The following is a 2,375-nucleotide window of genomic DNA, read 5'->3' on the forward strand; positions in this document are numbered from 1 at the left end:
GACCACGTGCCCTGCTGGACCGTTTTAATATCGAGTTGATTGCAACTACCGAAGGCGCACTAGATACCCTTGAGCACCATGCCAAAATTCGAGCTGACGGATGGGGACATCGCGTAGTAACAGCCTACCGTCCCGACAACGTCGTGGATCCAGAGTTTGAAGGATTCCTAGATAACCTTAAGGTCTTTGGCGAACTCAGCGGTTGCGATATTAGCACCTGGGAAGGTTACCTAAACGCGCATCGAAATCGCCGCGCTTTCTTTAAGTCTATGGGCGCCACCTCAACCGATCACGGTCACGCTAAAGCTACGACCTCGAACCTGAGCGTGGAAGACGCACAGGCTCTTTACCAAGTCGTACTGAGCGGCAAAACAACAGCTGCACAAGCGGATGCTTTCCGCGGGCAAGTGTTAACCGAAATGGCGGGCATGAGCGTCGAAGATGGCTTGGTTATGCAGCTACACCCCGGCAGCTTCCGCAACCACAACCGCGCAGTGTTTGACGCCTTCGGTCGCGACAAAGGCGCTGATATCCCAGAACAGACCGAATATGTGCGGGCGCTCAAGCCACTGTTGGACAAATACGGCAACAACCCGAACTTCACGCTAATTTTATTTACACTGGATGAAACCGTGTATAGCCGTGAACTCGCGCCACTCGCAGGCCACTACCCTTGTCTGCGCTTAGGACCGCCTTGGTGGTTCCACGATAGCCCAGAGGGTATGCGTCGTTTCCGTCAGCAGGCAACGGAAACCGCAGGTTTGTACAACACAGTAGGCTTTAACGACGATACGCGAGCCTTCCTGTCTATTCCAGCACGCCACGACGTCGCCCGAAGAATGGACTGTGTGTCGCTCGCTGAGTGGGTCGCCGACCACCGCATCTCAATGGATGAAGCCCATGAGTTGGCACATGAGCTAACTTACGGTCTGGTTAAACGCGCTTATAAGCTCGGTTAACCCAGAGACAAAAGCTGTTTTTCGGGGAGCAAGAGTCGACGGTCACATCGAAGCCGTCGACTGCCTATGAATAAGCGTCGGTAGGAAACTGTCAAACTCCGGCGGCACTGCCACTTGATCGCTTGACGCATTTTGAATCAATCGCAGCGCAGCTGATTCTGCCATTAATTCATTGGGGCGCGCTAAAGTCGAAAGGCTGGGGCGCAATCTAGCTGACATTGGGTCGTTGTCGTAACCTATAACCATTACATCTTCAGGAACACGTACCCCGCGGTCTTGCGCTTTATGAATAAGGCCTATTGCCATTTGGTCATTACTTGCAAAAATCGCGTTGGGGGGTAGCTCAAGATCGAACAGAGCATCTGCACATGCAAAGCCGCTTTCATAAGTGAAGTCACCTTGGGCGATGTAATGAGAGGGAAGCGCTAATCCGTGCAGTTCGAGCGCTGATTGTAGACCCTCCAAGCGCTCTGAGGACGCAAGACGCTCTTGAGGCCCCGCGACAATCGCAATATTGCTGCGCCCGGCTTGCACGAAGGTATCGACAACTTGCTGCATCGCGAGGCGATCTTGTGAAATTAACATCCGGCTTGGGTCATCAATAATTTTCGCACCGATCCGAACATACCCTATGTTGTTTTGAACCAGGGCGTTAGCAAGTTCATCGTTGTTTGAAATAGGAGGAAGAATAATTAACCCCTCCAGCTTCGATCGACGAACAAACTTGATAACCTCCTCGATCAAATCTTCGGATCTAAAATCAATAGGCTTCACAACCAAAGCATAACCATGCTGGGCACAAGCTTTTAACGCACCTTTTTGTATAGAGTGAATGACCGCCGCATTGGGATCGTCGAACAACATCCCGATTAAGTAAGACCTGCGAGAAGCCAAGCCTTGCGCCATCGCACTGGGCGAGTAATCAAGCTCTTTGATAATCTCGAGTATGCGCTGACGAGTGGCTTCATTAACGTTGCTGGACTCATTCAGCACACGGGAGACGGTACGCTTAGATACGCCAGCATGCCGCGCAACGTCATTGATCGTTGCCACAGTTCCAGAAAACTTAACCATCAAAGCACCTTCGTATGTTTTTGCCTGCCCTAAGTTTACAATGCTTGAGGGAGATGGGCGATCACACCCCGTTGACTACCCTCTACACGGGCATAGACTCCTTGGGCAAAATCGCTCCTCGACAACCAATCACCTTCGCTGCCAAACCATGCGCGGCATTTGCAGCAGCCACGGGACTCATGCCCTTGATTCGAGCGCTTAAGTAAGCGCCATTGTAGGAATCACCCGCTCCGGTGGTATCAATCACATTATCCACCAGCAAAGCTGGCACTAAGTCCTCTGTGTCAGCATCTACCAGCAGAACACCTTCAGGACCTCGCTTGATCAGCAGTTCTTGAATAC

The 2,375-nt window shown here is 51.7% G+C and carries 3 protein-coding genes; 1 reads left to right on the forward strand and 2 read right to left on the reverse strand.

All coding sequences use genetic code 11. The features are described from left to right. Positions 1–959, forward strand: a 959-nt coding sequence (uxaC, locus tag ACTF5Z_RS11875; RefSeq protein WP_438985820.1) for a glucuronate isomerase, incomplete at its 5' end; no start/stop codon positions are given. A gap of 42 nt (positions 960–1,001) precedes the next feature. Here the strand turns inward: uxaC and ACTF5Z_RS11880 are convergent. Together ACTF5Z_RS11880 and ACTF5Z_RS11885 are read right to left on the reverse strand one after the other, a co-directional pair. Beyond that, positions 1,002–2,033, reverse strand: a complete 1,032-nt coding sequence (locus ACTF5Z_RS11880) for a LacI family DNA-binding transcriptional regulator (RefSeq protein ID WP_438985821.1) — start codon at positions 2,031–2,033, stop codon at positions 1,002–1,004. Between the two features lie 82 nt (positions 2,034–2,115). Then, positions 2,116–2,375 (reverse strand): PfkB family carbohydrate kinase (locus ACTF5Z_RS11885; protein ID WP_438985822.1); only part of this gene is annotated, 260 nt, incomplete at its 5' end.

Origin of the sequence: Aequoribacter sp., assembly GCF_965659035.1 — a bacterium.
GTDB lineage: Bacteria > Pseudomonadota > Gammaproteobacteria > Pseudomonadales > Halieaceae > Aequoribacter.